This is a genomic window from Streptomyces sp. A0592, assembly GCF_004795115.1.
Taxonomy (GTDB): domain Bacteria; phylum Actinomycetota; class Actinomycetes; order Streptomycetales; family Streptomycetaceae; genus Streptomyces; species Streptomyces erythrochromogenes.
This window is the reverse complement of record NZ_SSBM01000006.1, coordinates 88734-103859: the sequence shown is the minus strand read 5'-3', so window position 1 is coordinate 103859 and position 15126 is coordinate 88734. Positions and strand designations below refer to the sequence as shown.

The following is a 15126-nucleotide window of genomic DNA, read 5'->3' as shown; positions in this document are numbered from 1 at the left end:
CGTCACACGCAGGACCACGACCGATCCAGTGGGAGCAGGGCGTTGAGCAGCAGCGTACGAGGCAAGAAGATTCTGGTCACCGGCGGAGCGGGCACCATCGGCTCGCACGTGGTGGACCAGCTGGTGGACAACGGGGCACGCGAGATCGTGGTGCTCGACAACTTCGTGCGGGGGCGGACCGCCAACCTGGCCCGCGCCCTGCCGAGCGGCGTCGTCGAGGTCGTCGAGGGCGACATCCGCGACGTGGCGGCGGTACGGAAGGTGACGGAGGGCGCCGACCTGGTCTTCCACCTGGCCGCCATCCGGATCACCCAGTGCGCGGAGGAGCCGCGGCTGGCGAACGAGGTGATGGTGGACGGCACGTTCAACGTGCTGGAGGCGGCGGCAGCCGCCGGGGTGGGCAAGGTGATCGCCTCGTCCTCGGCATCCGTCTACGGGCTGGCCGAGCAGTTCCCGACGTCCGAGCGCCACCACCCCTACAACAACGACACCTTCTACGGCGCGGCGAAGGCCTTCAACGAGGGGATGCTGCGCAGCTTCCACTCGATGTACGGGCTCGACTACGTCGCGCTGCGCTACTTCAACGTGTACGGGCCGCGGATGGACATCCACGGGCTCTACACCGAGGTGCTCATCCGCTGGATGGAGCGCATAGCCTCGGGCGAGCCGCCGCTGATCCTCGGTGACGGCCTGCAGACGATGGACTTCGTGGACGTGCGCGACATCGCGCGCGCCAACCTGCTGGCGGCCGAATCGGACCTGACCGACGAGGTGTTCAACGTCGCGAGCGGGACGGAGACCAGCCTGCTGGAGCTGGCGAACGGCCTGCTGGAGGCGATGGGCGCGGACGGCCTGGTGCCGGAGCACGGCCCGGCCCGCGCCGTGAACGGCGTGACCCGCCGCCTCGCGGACACCGCGCAGGCCTCCGAGCGCCTCGGCTTCACGGCCGGGATCGACCTGCGCACCGGTCTGCGGGACCTGGTGGACTGGTGGCGGGCCGAGCGCGCCGCCGACGCGGCGGCGGGGGCGGGCCGATGAGCGCCCCGGACGCGGGCGCCCGGATCCCCGTGATGGTGCCCTGGCTGGGCGAGGAGGAGGCGAAGGCCGCCGCGGACGCGGTGCTCTCGGGCTGGGTCGCCCAGGGGCCCCGGGTCGCCGAGTTCGAGCGGGCCTTCGCGGAGCGGGTGGGCGCCGAGCACGGCATCGCCGTGAGCTCGTGCACCACCGCCCTGCACCTGGCCCTCGTCGCGCTGGACCTCGGGCCGGGCGACGAGGTGATCGTCCCCTCCCTGTCATTCATCGCCACCGCCAACGCCGTGCGCTACGTGGGCGCGCGGCCGGTGTTCGCCGACGTCGAGGAGGCCACCGGGAACCTGACCCCGGCCACCGTGAACGCGGTCCGCACCCCCCGCACGAAGGCGGTGCTCGCCGTCCACCAGGGCGGGGTGCCCGCCGACGTGCACGCGCTGCGCGCGGCGTGCGCCGAGTGGGAGGTCGCCCTCGTGGAGGACGCCGCCTGCGGCATCGGCGCGACGGTCGGCGGGAAGTCCGTCGGCCACGGGGCGCTGCTCGCCGCCTGGTCCTTCCACCCCCGCAAGGTGATCACCACCGGCGAGGGCGGCATGGTGACCACGGACGACGCACAGTGGGCGCAGCGGCTGCGCCGGCTGCGCGAGCACGGTATGAACGTGTCGGCCGCCCAGCGTCACGCGAGCAGCAAGCCGATCGTCGAGAGCTACCTGGAGGTCGGCTACAACTACCGGATGACCGACATCCAGGCCGCGGTCGGCCTGGTGCAGCTCGGCAGGCTGGACGAGATCGTGGCCCGGCGGCGCTCGCTCGCCGCCCGGTACGCGGAGCTGCTGCGCGAGGTCCCGGGCGTGCGCCCGGTCCGCGATCCCGCCCACGGGCAGGGCAACTTCCAGTCGTACTGGGTGCTTCTGGCCGAGGACTTCCCCGTGGGCCGGGACGAGCTGCTCGCGGTGCTCTCCGAGGCCGGCATCTCGGCCCGGCGCGGGATCATGGCCTCGCACCTGGAGCCGGCGTACGAGGGCCACGGCGCTGCGGCGCTGCCGGTGACCGAGCGGATCAGCCGCGACTCCCTGATCCTCCCGCTGTTCCACACCATGACCGCGGCCCAGCAGGACCGGGTGGTGGCGGTGCTCCGGGAGCAGGCCGGCGGATGAGCGCTCCGGTGACCGAGGACCTGCTGATCGTCGGTGCGGGCGGGTTCGCGCGGGAGACCGCGCAGGCCGTGCGGGACGTGGCCGCGGCCGACGTGGCGCGCGGCCGCGCGCCGCGGTGGCGGCTCGCCGGGCACCTCGACGACGATCCGGCGCTGCACGGCCGGGAGGTCGACGGGGTGCCGGTGCCGGGCGGCTGCGAGCTGGTCCACGAGCTGCCGTCCGCCCGGGTGGTGGTCTGCGTGGGCAGTCCGCGGGACTACGCGGTGCGGGCCCGCCTGGTGCGGCGCCTGGGGCTGCCGGCGGACCGGTACGCGACCGTGGTGCATCCGGCGGCGGCGGTGTCGGGCTCCTCGGCCGTGGGCCCCGGCTCGGTGCTGCTCGCGCACTGCGTGCTGACGGCCGGCGTCCGGGTCGGGTCGCACGTGGCGGTGATGCCGCAGGTGGTGCTCACCCACGAGGACGAGGTCGGGGACTTCGCCACCCTCGCCTCGGGCGTCCGCCTGGGCGGCGGGGTGCGGGTGGGGCGCGGTGCGTACGTGGGGGCGGGGGCGCTGGTCCGGGAGTACGCCGCGATCGGCGCCTGGTCGCTGACCGGCATGGGCAGCACCGTCCTCGCGGATGTTCCGGCCGGGGAGGTGTGGGCCGGCAGCCCGGCCCGCCTCCTGCGGCCGGCGGGGCCCACCGCCCTCGCCGAACTGGCCCGCGATGCGAGCGGACCCGGCGGGGCCCTGTGCGGCCGCGCCGGGGACGCGCCGATGCCGGCCGGGGCGCCGGCGCACGGCACGGAGGACGGCACCGGCCCCAGCGGCCGGCGGCCGCAGACACGGATGGAGAGTCCCGTCGTATGAACCAGATACCGCTCGTCGACCTGAAGGCGGCGCACGCCGAGGTCGCCGAGGAGTTAAGGGCCGGATTCGACCGTGTGCTGGCCGGCACGGCCTTCATCGGCGGTGCGGAGGTCCAGGCCTTCGAGCGCGAGTACGCCGAGTTCGCCGGGGTCCGCCACTGCGTGGGGGTCGCCAACGGCACGGACGCCCTCGAACTGGCCCTGCGCGCCTCCGGGGTCGGCGTCGGCGACGAGGTGGTGCTGCCCGCCAACACCTTCATCGCCACCGCGGGCGCCGTCGCCCGGATCGGCGCCAGGCCGGTGCTGGTCGACTGCCTTCCCGACACCCTGCTGATGGACCCGCAGGCCGCGCTGGACGCGGTCGGCAGGGCCACCCGCGCGATGGTGCCCGTCCACCTGTACGGGCAGTGCGCGGCCGCCGCGGAACTGGCGGAGCGGGTCCCGTCGCACGTGAAGGTCGTCGAGGACGCGGCGCAGAGCCAGGGGGCGACCCGTGACGGCCGCTCCCCCGGCAGCGGGACGATCGCGGCCACCAGCTTCTACCCGGGCAAGAACCTGGGGGCCTACGGGGACGCCGGCGCGGTGGTGACCGACGACCAGGAGCGCGCCGACCTCGTGCGGGCGATCGCCAATCACGGCGGCGTAGCCAAGTACCGCCATGACGTGGCCGGTTTCAACAGCCGGCTGGACGGTCTGCAGGCCGTGGTCCTGCGGGCGAAGCTGGCCCGTCTGGCGGAGGGGAACGCGGCCCGGCGGGCCGCCGCCGCCCGCTACGACGAGCTGCTCGGCGATCTCGCCGCGGCGGGTCGCGTCGCACTGCCGGTCACGACGGAGGGCAACGTCCACGTCTGGCACCTGTACGTCGTCCGGATCTCCGGAGCGGACCGCGACACCGTCGTCGGCAAGCTGAACGCGGAGGGGATCGGCGCGGGCGTGCACTACCCGGCTCCGGTCCACCTCACCGGGGCCTTCGGCCACCTCGGTCACGGTCGCGGGGACTTCCCGCACGCGGAGCAGGCAGCGGACAGCATGCTCTCCCTCCCCCTCTTCCCGCAGATCACCGCTGCCCAGCAGCAGCGGGTCGTGGAAGCGTTCTCCGACGCCCTGCGCTGATACGTGCCGGCGCGAAATCAATGAGGTCCACATGAACAGACGGACAAAGCTGCTCCGTTATGGTCTCTTCACCGTGGTGGCGGCCCTGATGGCCACGGTCCTGCCCCCGGCCGCGGTGGCCGGGGCGGCCGATCCCTGCGGTCCCACCACGAATGCGATCGTCTGCGAGAACTCCAAGCCGGGCACCCCGATGGAGGAGTGGTTCGCGCCGAGCGCGTACGGCGACATCAAGGGCTTCCCCGACCGGACGAGCGTCCAGCCCGGCGAAACGGTCCAGTTCAAGGTCCAGTCGCCGACGGCGTACAAGGTCTCGGTCTACCGCCTCGGCCACTACGGGGGCAACGGGGCCCGGCTGATGTCGACCGCGGCCCAGGCCACCCAGACGTACCCGGCGAACTTCGCGCCCGGCGGGAACCCGGCCGCCTGCACCACCAAGGCCTCCACCGGCCTGGTCGACTGCGGCAACTGGCCCGTCACCGTGACGTGGAGCGTGCCGGCCGACGCCGTCTCCGGCCTCTACATCGCCAACTTCGACCAGGCAGACGGCAACGGCGTGATGCCGTACCCGTTCGTCGTCCGCAAGGACTCCAGCCACTCCGACATCGTCGTGCAGACCAGCGACCAGACCTGGCAGGCGTACAACAACTACGGCGGCCAGGACCTCTACGACGGCGGCGGTCCCGCACCCGACGGGCGGGCCTACGAGGTCAGCTACAACCGGCCGATGGACATCGGCGGTGACAACGGGATCTACGGGTCCGAGTTCCAGATGGTCGCGTGGCTGGAGCGCAACGGCTACGACGTGAGCTACATGTCGGGGATCGACATGTCGGTCCGCGGCGCGACCCTGCTGCAGAACCACAAGGTTTTCCTGTCCTCCGGGCACGACGAGTACTGGACCCAGGACCAGTTCACCAACGCCTTGAACGCGCGCCGCGCCGGGCAGCACCAGACGTACTTCGCCGGCAACGAGATCTTCTGGAAGACCCGGCTCACACCGAGCATCGACGGGACGAACACCGCCAACCGGACGCTGGTCTCGTACAAGGAGACCAAGCTGTCCTTCCCGCAGCCGAACGGCGTCCCGGACCCGAGCGGAATCTGGACGGGCACCTTCATGGACCCGGCGAGCGCGACCAACGGGCGGCCCTTCCAGCCGCAGAACCAGCTGACCGGTTCGATGTTCAGCGTCAACGGCTACCGCAGCGACGCGATCACCGTGCCGGGCACCTTCGCCAAGCAGCGGCTGTGGCGCAACACCTCCGTCGCGAACCTCACCCCCACGCAGACCGCCACCTTCCCGCAGGGGACGCTCGGCTACGAGTGGGACAGCGACGTGGAGAACGCCAGCCGCCCGGCCGGACAGATCCAGATGTCATCCACGACGGTCGACATCGAGGACGGCAAGCTGCTGAAGGACTACGGCAACACCTACGGCAACGGCACCGCGACGCACAGCCTGGTGGCCTTCCGCGACCAGACCTCGCACGCGCTGGTGTTCGGCGCGGGCACGGTGCAGTGGTCCTGGGGGCTGACCAACATGCCCACGAGCAACCCGGACGACACCGTGGTCACCGCCGACAAGCGGATGCAGCAGGCCACCGTCAACGTCTTCGCGGACATGGGCGTCCAGCCCAGGTCCCTGCAGAGCGACCTGATCGCCTCGACCGCGTCCACGGACACGGTGGGCCCCGGCATCACCGTGACCAGCCCGGCGGCGAACGCGACCGTCCCGGCCCTGCGGCCCGTGACCGTCACCGGTACGGCGACCGACACCGGCGGCGGCGTGGTGGCCCGGGTCGAGGTCTCCACCGACGGCGGAACCACCTGGAAGGCGACGACGGGGCTGGCCACCTGGAGCTACACGTGGACCCCGACCACTCCGGGCCCCGTGCAGATCAAGGTGCGCGCGGTCGACGACAGCGTCAACATCGGCGCGACCACCACGGTCCCGCTGACCGTCGGGCCCCAGCAGTGCCCATGCACCGTGTGGCCCGCCGCGGCCGTGCCGGGCACCGTCAACGCCGGTGACGGCAGCGCCGTCGAGCTCGGCGTGAAGATCCGCTCCTCCGCGGCCGGCTCCATCACGGGCGTGCGGTTCTACAAGTCCCCCGCCAACACCGGGACCCACACCGGCAGCCTGTGGAGCAGCACCGGCCAGCGCCTGGCCACCGGCACCTTCACCAACGAGACCGCGTCCGGCTGGCAGCAGCTGAACTTCTCCAGCCCGATCCCGATCAAGCCCAACACCACCTACATCGCCTCCTACTTCGCCCCCAACGGCGGGTACTCCTTCGACAACACCTTCGCCGCCGCCGACGCGGGCCTGGCCCCGCTCACCGCGCTGAAGAACGGGACCGACGGCGGCAACGGCGTCTACCGCTACAGCGGCACGGGCGGGTTCCCGAACAAGGCGTCGTCCGGCAGCAACTACTGGGTGGACGCGGTCCTGGACACCTCGGGCGCCAGCACGACCCCGCCCACCGTCACCGGGACCTCGCCGCAGTCCGCCGCGACCGGCACCCAGATCACGGCGGCGGTGACGGCCACCTTCAGCACGGCCGTCGACGCGGAGACGCTCACCTTCACCGTGAAGGACTCCGGCGGCGCCACCGTGCCGGGCACCAAGGTCCTCGGCGCCTCCAACAGCGCCACCTTCACCCCGTCCTCCGAACTGGCCCTGAACACCACGTACACGGCGTCCGTGCAGGCGTCCGACCTGTGGGGCAACGCCATGAACGCGCCGGTCACGTGGAACTTCACGACCAGCGCGAGCCCGCCGACCGTGAACTGCCCCTGCACCCTGTGGAGCGGCACCGCGACGCCTAGCACCGCCAACGTGGGCTCCGACATCAACTCGGTCGAGCTGGGGACCCGCTTCCAGTCGGCGGTGAACGGCTACATCACCGGTGTCACCTTCTACAAGGGCCCCGGCAACACCGGCACCCACACGGGCAGCCTGTGGTCCGCCTCCGGCACCCTGCTGGCCACCGGCACCTTCGGCAGCGAGACCCTGACCGGCTGGCAGCAGCTGCAGTTCACCACCCCCGTGCCCATCACGGCGGGCACCACGTACGTGGCCTCCTACCACGCACCGAACGGCAACTACTCCGTGGACGGCGGCTACTTCGCCGGCGCCCACCGCTCCTACCCGCTGGTGGCCCCGGCCGACGCGCCGGGCAGCGGCAACGGGCTCTACAAGTACGGCTCCGCCACGGCGTTCCCGTCGAACACCTTCGGATCCGTGAACTACTGGGTCGGCCCGATCTTCACGACCACCCTGCCGAACGCCCTCCTGTCGACGGACGGGTCCACGGAGGTGTCCGGCCAGTGAGCACGGTCAGCGTGGTGATCCCCTGCTACAAGTACGGCCACTTCCTGGCCGACTGCGTCCGAAGCGCCCTGGACGAGCAGGAGGGCGTGGACGTCCGGGTGCTGATCATCGACGACGCCTCGCCCGACGACTCCGCGGACGTGGCGCGGGCGCTGGCGGCGGCCGACCCGCGGATCGAGGTGCGGGTCCACGAGCACAACCAGGGGCACATCGCCACCTACAACGAGGGGCTGCTGGAGTGGGCCGACGGGGACTACGTCGCCCTGCTCTCGGCCGACGACCGGCTCGTCCCCGGGGCCCTGGTGCGCGCCGCCGCCCTGCTCGACGCCCATCCGGAGGCCGGTTTCGCCTACGGCAGGCCGCTGCGCTTCCTGCACGGCGGCCCGCTGCCGGCGGCCCGTACCCGCTCCACCGGGTCGGTGGTATACCCGGGCCGGTGGTGGCTGGACCGACGGTTCCGGGAGGGCACCGGCTGCATCACCTCGCCCGAGGTGGTCGTCCGTACCAGCCTCCAGCGCAAGGTCGGCGGTTACGACCCGGAGCTGCCGCACGCCGGTGACATCGAGATGTGGATGCGGCTCGCGGCGCACGCCGACGTGGGCTACGTCCAGGGGGCCGACCAGGCCTTCTACCGCGTCCACGGCGACAACATGTCGACGACGGACTTCGGCGGGCAGCTCGACGACCTGCGCCAGCGCCTCGTCGCCTTCGACTCGGTGCTGGTCAAGTGCGGCGACCTGCTCCCGGGGTCCGACCGGCTGGCGTCGGCGGCGCGCACCCGGCTCGCCCGGTACGCGCTGCGGCGCGCCTACCGGGCGTACGACCGGGGCCGCACCGCGGTGGTCCCGGTCGACGAGCTCGTGGCGTTCGCGGCCGAGTGCCTGCCCGACGGCTACACGTCGCTGGGCGAGTACCGGGCGCTGCGGCTGCGCCGGCGGATCGGTCCGGGCGTGATGCCCTACCTTCAGCCGCTGGTGCTGTCGGCGGTCGCCGACCGGGGGCGCGAGTGGCTGTGGTGGCGTTCCTGGAAGCGCCGAGGGATCTGATGCCCCGTCTCCACCGGTTCCGCCGGGGGGCCTTCGGGACCGGCGTCGGCGCTCTCGCGCCGGCGCCGGTTCCGGCGTGTCAGGAGCCGGTCGGTCCACAGGGTCGCGGCCACACCGCCGACCACGGCCAGCAGGGCCGCTCCGGCCAGGGACCTCATCCGGTCGCCGGTCCGCGCGACCGCGTGCGGCTGCACCAGCAGGTCCACGCTCATCCGTGCCGCGTCCGGGATGCCCTGCTCGGTCTGGAGCTCGGTCAGGTGCCGGGTGTAGACCTCGATGATCTTCCGTACGGAGGCGTCTGCCACGTCGGGGTCGGAGTGCTCCACCTGGATCTGGAGCGAGGGGATGAGGTGGCGCGGGGTGACGCTGGTGCCGCTGTTGCGCGGTGTCATCCGGTAGGTGCCGCCGACCCCCGCGGCCTTGAGCTCGGCCGCTCCCGCGGGCGAGTCCAGCTGCTGCACGACGGCGTACGAGACGGCGGCGAGGGGCGGCTGCAGGTTCGCGAGCTGGTTCGGCTGCCTGCTGGTCACCGGCGGCTTGAGCACCACGATCGCGGAGCTGAGATGGACCGGTTCCGGCCGCAGGACCGCCGTCGCTCCGGCGGCAGCGAGCAGCGCCGCCACGACCAGGACGTACCAGCGCCGACGCAGCGCACGGACCAACTCACCAGGCGACACGGGGATCCTTTCCTTCATGTCCGATCTTTGCAGGACCCGGGTAGGCCCGCCATCAAATCCGTTACCCGGCAGGGGTGTTCGTGAGCATTCGTGAATTGGTCGCGGTGCTGCGGCGGCGCTGGTACGTGATCGTGCCGGCGATCGTGCTCAGCCTGCTGGCGGCGCTGCACCTGTACCGGTCGGTGCCGGTGGCGTACCAGTCGCAGAGTTCGGTGGCGCTGCTGGACTCCTCGGCGGCCTCCAAGCTGCCGCCCTCCTTCGGCAATCCCATCTCCAACGCCGGCGGCGCCCTGGTGGTGACCGCGGACGTGCTGATCAGGACGCTGTCGGGGGCGGACTCCGCCCGTGAGCTGCACAGTCTGGGCGTGAGCGACCCCTACACCGTCGGGTTCGCCGCGAACACCTCGGGCCCGCTGCTGACGCTGACGGTCACGGGCACCGACCGGGAGAAGGTCCTTGAGGAGACCAACATCCTGACCGGCTTCGCCGGGGAGCAGCTCAACGCGCTCCAGGCCGCGGCCAAGGTGCAGCCCGCGTACATGGTGCAGACCGCTCCGGTGGTGCTGCCGCAGACCCCGGTGCCGCAGCTCAAGAGCCGCTACCAGCAGGTGCTGGGGGTCCTCATCGTCGGCGTCGGCAGCGGCTTCACCCTCTCCTTCGTCGCGGACGCGCTGCTGAACGCCCGGCGGCGCCGGCGGGAGAGCTCCGCCGGGGACTCGGGCGGGGACTCGGCCGGGCCGGGCCGGGCGGCCGGCCGGCGCAGGTCCCGGGGCCGCCGTGTGGACGCCACCGCGCTGCTCACCGGGTATCTGGCGCTGGCCTTCTTCATCCCGTCGAACCTGACGCTGCCGGGGCTGGGCGGGGTGGGGACCCCGGCCAACGTGTTCGCCCTGCTGGCCCTGTTCTGGTATCTGGCGACCTGGCTCGCGGGCCGGATCCGGCCGGCGCCCGGGACCCGGCTGCCCCGGGTGGCGATGTGGCTGCTGACCGTCTCGGTGCTGGCCTCCTACATCGCGAACGCCGGCCGCGGGAGCGTGCGCAAGGAGCTGCTCGGGGCCGACCGCGGCCTGATCGCCCTGCTGGTGTGGGTGTCGCTGGTGGTGCTGGTCTCCGCCGGGATCCAGGACCGGGCGCGCCTGGACGTGCTGCTGCGCCGGGCCGTGGTGATGGGGACGGTCGTGGCGGCCATAGGGTTCTACGACTTCTTCACCGCGACCAACATCGCCGACAGCATCAGCATCCCGGGGCTGTCGTCGAGCGTCCCGCAGATCACGACCCTCGACCGCGGGGCGTTCACCCGGCCCCGGTCCACGACGGCGCAGCCGCTGGAGTTCGGCGGGATGCTGGCGCTGCTGCTGCCCTTCGCCGTGCAGCAGGCCTTCGATCCGGTACGGCGCCACCTGAAGGCCTGGCGCCGGTGGGCGCCGGTGGCGCTGATGGGCGGGGCGCTTCCGCTGACGGTGTCGCGCACCTCGATCATCGGGGCGCTGATCGTGATCCTGGTGATGGTGCCGCGCTGGAAGCCGCAGCGGCGGTGGACCGCGATCGGGGTGCTGGTGGGGGCGGTCGCCTGCTTCAAGGTGATCATCCCCGGGCTGATCGGCACCATCACAGCCCTGTTCGCGTCCTTCCTGTCGAACTCCGACAGCAGTACCCAGGCCCGTACGGTCAAGTACAGCGCGATCGTCCCCTACCTGGACGAACGGCCCCTGTTCGGGCGCGGCCTGGGCACCTTCATTCCCGAGCTCTACTTCTTCACCGACAACCAGTACATGCTGACCCTCGCCGAGATGGGGCTGTTGGGGCTGCTCGCGCTCCTGTTCCTCTTCCTCACCGGCATCCACCAGGGCGGGGCGATCCGCCGGCTGGCCGCCGGCGAGTCCGACCGGGAGCTGGGGCAGGCGTTCTTCGCGTCCGCCCTCGTCGCCCTGGTCGTCAGCGCCACCTTCGACGCACTCAGCTTCCCGATGTTCGCCGGGATGTTCTTCCTGACGATCGCCGCCGGAGGCAGTTACCTCGGCTTCATCCGGCGCGCGGCGCCGAAGCCCCGATCCGTGGAGTTCCCATGTCTTCCCGCCGATCAGCATCCCCCGGCCCCCTCGCGGGCACCGGCTCCGGTCCGGTAGCGGTCCTCGTCGTCACCTGGAACAGTGCGGAGGTCCTGCCGGAGTTCCTCGCCTCGCTGCCGGAGGGCATGGCCGGGCTCGACTGGCGCCTCGTCGTCGCCGACAACGACTCCGCCGACGGCACGGTGGAGGTGATCCGCTCCCTGGCCCCGGACACGACGGTCGTCCAGACCGGCCGCAACGCCGGATACGCGGCCGGGGTGAACGCCGCGCTGGCGGCGGCCGCCGGGTGGGAGGGCGGTTTCCGGGCCGCCCTGGTGTGCAATCCGGACATCCGGATGCGGCAGGGCTGCGCCAAGCTGCTCGTCGACGCGCTGGGCGAGGCGCACCCCGGCGGCGGCCGGGTCGGGATCAGCGTCCCGCTGCTGTACGAGGAGGACGGCCGGACGCTGCTGCACTCGCTGCGCCGCGCGTCCAGCGTGACCCGGGCGCTGGGCGAGGCGGTGATCGGCAACCGCCGGGCGGGCCGCTTCCCGGCCTGGAGCGAGCTGGTCACGGACCCTGCGGCGTACGAGCGGGAGACGGTGGCGGACTGGGCGACGGGCGCGCTGATGGCCCTGTCCGGTGAGTGCCTGGCCGCATGCGGGCCGTGGGACGAGTCGTTCTTCCTGTACTCGGAGGAGACCGAATACTGTCTGCGGGCTGGGGACATGGGCTTCGTGACCCGGCTGGAGCCCTCGGCCTCGGCCACCCACCTCGGCGGGGACTCCCAGGTGTCGCCGCGGCTGTGGACCCTGCTGACCGTCAACCGGGTCCGCCTCTACCGGCGCCGTCACGGTCTGGCGGCCACCACCGCCTTCCGGGCGGCCGTGCTGCTGCGGGAGTCCTCCCGGGCCGCCCTGGGCCGCCCGGCGAGCCTGGCGGCGGCCCGGGCCCTGGCCGGCCGCCCGGCGCCGCACGGCGGCGCGTAGCGTGGTGTCACAAATGCGGATCGGCCGGTGTCCTGTGGTCGTACCCCTGGAACCGGAGGAGACACCATGAGCGAGGACGGCGCCGCCACGGCGACCGAGACCTTCGTCGCGCACCGCAATCTGCTGTTCACCGTGGCCTACGAGATGCTCGGATCGGCGGCCGACGCGGAGGACGTCCTCCAGGAGACCTGGCTGCGCTGGGTCGAGGTCGATCTGGAGCAGGTGCGCGAGAGGCGTGCGTACCTGGTCCGGATCACGACCCGGCAGGCGCTGAACCGGCTGCGCGCGATGAGCCGCCGCAAGGAGGCGTACGTCGGTTCCTGGCTGCCCGAACCGCTGCTCACCACGCCGGACGTGGCCGAGGACGCCGAGCTCGCGGAGAGCGTGTCGATGGCGCTGATGCTCGTCCTGGAGACGCTGTCGCCGACCGAGCGGGCCGTCTTCGTGCTGCGGGAGGTCTTCGACGTCGGCCACGAGGAGATCGCGGCCGCGGTGGGCAAGAGCCCGGCGGCCGTCCGCCAGATCGCCCACCGGGCCCGCAAGCACGTGGACGCGCGGCGCCCCCGGCAGGCGGTCTCGGCCGCGCAGACGCGGGCGGCCCTGGAGTCCTTCCGGGGTGCGCTGGAGTCCGGCGACCCGCGGGACCTCCTCGCCGTGCTCGCCCCCGACGTCGTCCTCGTGGCGGACGGCGGCGGCATCAAGCAGGCGGCGCTGCGGCCGATCGCCGGTGCCGAGAAGGTGGCCCGCTTCATGGTGGGCGGCATCGGCAAGAACGACAGGAACAACCTCCCGATGACCCTCGCGCCGACGGTGGTCAACGGCAGCCCGGCCCTGGCCGTCCATCTGGGCGGGGAGCTCGACGGGATCATGACGGTCCGGGTCGAGGACTCCCGCATCACGGGCCTCTACTACGTCCGCAACCCGGAGAAGCTGGCCCGCCTGGCGTCGGAGATCCCGCTGGCCCTGCGGTGAGCCCCGCCGTTCCCGCCCCTCCTCACGCGCCGTCCCACGCGGTGTAGAAGCTGCCGGGGTTGACCAGGTAGCGGACGGTGGGGCGGGGCAGGTGGCGCACCTCGTGGCGGCGGGCGTAGCGGCGGATGAGCTCCCAGTCCTCGCGGGGCAGCACCTCGGGAGTGCGCCGCAGCCGGCTGAAGTGCAGGGCCCGGCTGCGGCGGGCCACGAAGGCGTTGGTGTCCAGAAAGGCTTCATGGGCGGCGCGGCGGCGGTCGAAGGGCACCGACAGGACGTCGCGTTCGGTGCCGTCGGGCAGGACCCTGCGCAGTGCGGTGTAGACGGCGTCGGGTCCGCCGGGCGCGTCCAGGGCCGCCAGGGCCTGCTCCAGGTGGTCCGGCTCCCACAGGTTGTCGTCGTCGAGGAAGGCCACGTACCGGGAGCGGGTGAGCCGGATGCCGACGTTGCGCACGACTCCGGCGGTCGCCGTGTTGCGGGCCAGGGAGACGGCGAACAGGCGTGGATCCGCGGGCAGTTCGGGCAGCCCGGCGCCGTCGTCGACGACGATGACCACCTGGTCGGCGACGGTCTGGGCCAGGGCGGAGCGGACCGCCGCGCGCAGTGCGTCGGGGCGGCGGTGGGTGGCGATCACGGTGGCGACCCGGGCGTACGGCGGTCGGCCCAGGAGGGCGGCGAGGCGCGTGGTCTCGGCGTCCTCGAAGCGCCTCAGCCGTACGGCGGAGGGCAGCAGCAGGAGTTTGTTGCGGGCCTCGAAGAGCACCAGCCAGCCGAAGGCCCGCTTGAGCAGTTCCCAGGGGGCCCGGGCGATACGGCGCATGTCGCACTCTCTGTCGTGTGAGGGGGGTCAGGTGGCGGGTTCCACCGGGCGGCCGTCGGACATGCGGTTGTCCTTCCACACGTTCCCGGCGCCGCCGGCGTTCCAGGCGGTGACCGGCCCGTAGGCGCCACTGGCCGGGTGGTACTGGGTGGAGAAGACGTTGCCGGTGACCTGGATGCCGGTGGCGCCCGGACCGCCGCCGTAGAGCGCGTACGCGCCGCCGGCCAGCCAGTTGTCCTCGACGACGACGGAGGAGACGACCCCGGTGTCGGCGAAGAGGCCGACGGCGGCGGTGGCGCCCTTGTCCACAGGGGTGGAGTTCAGCAGGGTGTTGTGCCGGATCGTCAGCCGGCCCTTGTTGCCGCCGCCGCTGATGACGGCGTCGATGTGCTGCCATTCGCCGCCCTGGTTGCGGAAGGCGACGAGGTCGTGCACGTAGTTGTCGTGCAGGTCGCCCTGGCCCATGGACAGGGCGTTGCCGAACACCGAGATGTCGCACCAGCCGACCTCGATGGAGCTGCCGCCCATGTTCGAGACGGCGTAGTTGACCCCGCCGTTGTCAGGGCCCTTGCCCGGGACGGCGGTGATGGTGGTGTGCAGGACCTTGAGCCCGCTGAAGCCGGGGCGCAGGTTCACCCCCCACCAGTTGGTGGAGGTGATCCTGCTGTCGATGATCGTGACGTCGTTGGCGTAGACGTCGAGCGAGCCGCGGATGTCCCAGCCCTTGATGACCGTGCCGTCCTTCTTGATCGACATGTTGCCGGTGTCGTGCCGTTCGAGGGCGATCCGCGGTCCGGTGCTGTTCGCGTCGGGGTATCCGCAGGTACCGGGTGAGGTGCAGGCGGTGGCGGAGGCGGAGGGTGACGGACCGCCCGCTCCCGGCGGGGCCGTCGGGGAGGGTGTGGCCGACGGGCTCGGCGTGGCGGTGGGGGCGGGCGTCGCTGTCCCGGGCAGGGCGGCCGACGGCGCCGCGGAAGGCGCGGCCTTCGGGTCGCTCACCCCGGTGCGGTCGGCGTCGTAGAGCGTGAGGACGACGGCCAGGACCACCCCGGCGAGCAGCCACGCCACGAGGCGCCTTCGGTTCCGTAACATGGCCG

12 protein-coding genes are annotated in these 15126 nt (G+C 72.5%); 9 read left to right on the top strand and 3 right to left on the bottom strand.

Annotation, left to right across the window (positions count from 1 at the left end):
* The first annotated feature begins 42 nt into the window (after positions 1 to 42).
* Genes E6U81_RS11460 through E6U81_RS11435 form a run of 6 tightly spaced genes read left to right on the top strand, consistent with a single transcriptional unit; the run spans position 43 to position 8526 of the window.
* Positions 43 to 1038, top strand: a complete 996-nt coding sequence (locus E6U81_RS11460) for an NAD-dependent epimerase/dehydratase family protein (RefSeq protein WP_136229972.1) — start codon at positions 43 to 45, stop codon at positions 1036 to 1038.
* Entirely contained in the window at positions 1035 to 2186 is a 1152-nt protein-coding gene (locus tag E6U81_RS11455; RefSeq protein WP_206309905.1) for a DegT/DnrJ/EryC1/StrS family aminotransferase, read from the top strand. Before E6U81_RS11460 ends, E6U81_RS11455 begins: the two co-directional genes overlap by 4 nt.
* Positions 2183 to 3034, top strand: coding sequence for a NeuD/PglB/VioB family sugar acetyltransferase (locus tag E6U81_RS11450; protein ID WP_206309904.1), 852 nt, complete (start codon positions 2183 to 2185; stop codon positions 3032 to 3034). The genes E6U81_RS11455 and E6U81_RS11450 overlap by 4 nt, the downstream gene beginning before the upstream one ends.
* The gene (locus E6U81_RS11445; protein ID WP_136229971.1) at positions 3031 to 4146 is read left to right on the top strand and encodes a DegT/DnrJ/EryC1/StrS family aminotransferase; all 1116 of its coding nucleotides are present in this window, start codon (positions 3031 to 3033) and stop codon (positions 4144 to 4146) included. The genes E6U81_RS11450 and E6U81_RS11445 overlap by 4 nt, the downstream gene beginning before the upstream one ends.
* Positions 4147 to 4177: 31 nt before the next feature.
* On the top strand, positions 4178 to 7480 hold the full coding sequence (locus tag E6U81_RS11440; protein WP_136229970.1) for a DUF4082 domain-containing protein: 3303 nt from the start codon (positions 4178 to 4180) through the stop codon (positions 7478 to 7480).
* Positions 7477 to 8526, top strand: a complete 1050-nt coding sequence (locus E6U81_RS11435; RefSeq protein WP_136229969.1) for a glycosyltransferase — start codon at positions 7477 to 7479, stop codon at positions 8524 to 8526. Before E6U81_RS11440 ends, E6U81_RS11435 begins: the two co-directional genes overlap by 4 nt.
* Here E6U81_RS11435 and E6U81_RS11430 read toward each other — a convergent pair.
* Complete coding sequence (locus tag E6U81_RS11430; protein WP_206309903.1) at positions 8445 to 9203, bottom strand: hypothetical protein; 759 nt, start codon at positions 9201 to 9203, stop codon at positions 8445 to 8447. The genes E6U81_RS11435 and E6U81_RS11430 overlap by 82 nt on opposite strands.
* An 80-nt stretch (positions 9204 to 9283) precedes the next feature.
* Between E6U81_RS11430 and E6U81_RS11425 the strand changes: the two genes are divergently transcribed.
* The 3 genes from E6U81_RS11425 to E6U81_RS11415 all read left to right on the top strand — a co-directional run bounded on the left by E6U81_RS11425 (position 9284) and on the right by E6U81_RS11415 (position 13212).
* Positions 9284 to 11329: an O-antigen ligase family protein gene (locus E6U81_RS11425; RefSeq protein WP_136229968.1), complete on the top strand. Its 2046-nt coding sequence runs from the start codon at positions 9284 to 9286 to the stop codon at positions 11327 to 11329.
* A complete protein-coding gene (locus E6U81_RS11420; RefSeq protein WP_136229967.1) occupies positions 11269 to 12240 on the top strand; it encodes a glycosyltransferase family 2 protein in 972 nt (323 codons plus the stop codon). The genes E6U81_RS11425 and E6U81_RS11420 overlap by 61 nt, the downstream gene beginning before the upstream one ends.
* A 66-nt stretch (positions 12241 to 12306) precedes the next feature.
* Positions 12307 to 13212, top strand: coding sequence for an RNA polymerase sigma-70 factor (locus E6U81_RS11415; RefSeq protein ID WP_136229966.1), 906 nt, complete (start codon positions 12307 to 12309; stop codon positions 13210 to 13212).
* Positions 13213 to 13234: 22 nt separating this feature from the next.
* On the opposite strand, the gene E6U81_RS11410 is transcribed toward E6U81_RS11415, so the two are convergent.
* Both E6U81_RS11410 and E6U81_RS11405 read right to left on the bottom strand, forming a co-directional pair.
* Positions 13235 to 14029 (bottom strand): glycosyltransferase family 2 protein, encoded by a 795-nt coding sequence (locus E6U81_RS11410; protein WP_136229965.1) that lies wholly within the window; start codon positions 14027 to 14029, stop codon positions 13235 to 13237.
* A gap of 27 nt (positions 14030 to 14056) precedes the next feature.
* Positions 14057 to 15121, bottom strand: coding sequence for a hypothetical protein (locus E6U81_RS11405; protein ID WP_206309902.1), 1065 nt, complete (start codon positions 15119 to 15121; stop codon positions 14057 to 14059).
* Positions 15122 to 15126: the final 5 nt, after the last annotated feature.

Bases quoted from the DNA above. Each gene is read 5' to 3' on its own strand.
- E6U81_RS11455 (WP_206309905.1), top strand. From the start codon at position 1,035: ATGAGCGCCCCGGACGCGGGCGCCCGGATCCCCGTGATGGTGCCCTGG.
- E6U81_RS11445 (WP_136229971.1), top strand. From the start codon at position 3,031: ATGAACCAGATACCGCTCGTCGACCTGAAGGCGGCGCACGCCGAGGTC.
- E6U81_RS11450 (WP_206309904.1), top strand. From the start codon at position 2,183: ATGAGCGCTCCGGTGACCGAGGACCTGCTGATCGTCGGTGCGGGCGGG.
- E6U81_RS11420 (WP_136229967.1), top strand. From the start codon at position 11,269: ATGTCTTCCCGCCGATCAGCATCCCCCGGCCCCCTCGCGGGCACCGGC.
- E6U81_RS11410 (WP_136229965.1), bottom strand. From the start codon at position 14,029: ATGCGCCGTATCGCCCGGGCCCCCTGGGAACTGCTCAAGCGGGCCTTC.
- E6U81_RS11415 (WP_136229966.1), top strand. From the start codon at position 12,307: ATGAGCGAGGACGGCGCCGCCACGGCGACCGAGACCTTCGTCGCGCAC.
- E6U81_RS11405 (WP_206309902.1), bottom strand. From the start codon at position 15,121: ATGTTACGGAACCGAAGGCGCCTCGTGGCGTGGCTGCTCGCCGGGGTG.
- E6U81_RS11440 (WP_136229970.1), top strand. From the start codon at position 4,178: ATGAACAGACGGACAAAGCTGCTCCGTTATGGTCTCTTCACCGTGGTG.